1 protein-coding gene is annotated in these 887 nt (G+C 51.3%); it reads right to left on the bottom strand.

What is annotated here, in order from left to right:
• On the bottom strand, positions 1 to 887 hold an 887-nt coding region (locus tag R8N49_RS25795), incomplete at both ends, for a tandem-95 repeat protein (RefSeq protein ID WP_318190292.1).

The following is an 887-nucleotide window of genomic DNA, read 5'->3' as shown; positions in this document are numbered from 1 at the left end:
CCGCTTGGATCGGTGGCGGTAAAGGTTAGGGTTTCTGAGCCATTCCAGTCTGCGGTTGGAGTGAACGTAGCAATGCCATTGACGATCGCCACTTGAATGTTGCTGTTGCCAGAGACGCTAAACGTTAACTCGCCATCCACGTTATCCACATCACTGAAGGCCGTATTTAGATTGATGGTGTATGGCGTAAAGTCTTCCGCCAAGGTTTGGTCTGCAATGCTACTTTCAACCACAGGCGTGTCGTTCACCGCATTCACGGTGACGTTGACCGTCGCTTGGTCAGTCAGTGAACCATCGGTAACGGTGTAAGTGATTTCAGCGTCACCATGGAAGTTCTCAGCTGGTGTGAACACCAATTTGCCATCAACAATTTCGACTTTACCTTGTGCTTCAGGTACAGACGCCGATTCAATCGACAGCGTATCACCATCAATATCAGTATCGTTTGGCAGAACATCAATCGTCACTGGCGTGTCTTCGTCAGTGACAGCAGTATCATCTTTTGCCACTGGCGCGTCATTCACTGGCGTGACATCGATGTTCACCGTGGTGAATTCCGATACCCCACCGGAGGTAACGATGTACGTGAAGCTGTCTGTACCGTGGAAGTTGTCGTTTGGCGTGTAAGTGACGCTGCCATCCGGGTTGACCGAGACCGTGCCGTTAGCTGGACCGTTATTGGTATCCAGCGACACCACTTTGTCGTCGCCTTCGAACGTGTCGTTATCTAAGACCTTAATGATGGTTGGCGTATCTTCCACAACCGTCGCTTTATCTGCCACGATATCCGCCACTGGCGCTACTGTGAAGTTCACCGTTTGGCTAACGCTCTCGCCGCTTGGATCGGTGGCGGTAAAGGTTAGGGTTTCTGAGCCATTCCAGTCTGC

The sequence above is a fragment of the Vibrio sp. 1978 genome (assembly GCF_033344345.1).
The sequence above is the reverse complement of the archived record's forward strand: the minus strand, read 5'-3'. Positions and strand labels throughout refer to the sequence as shown.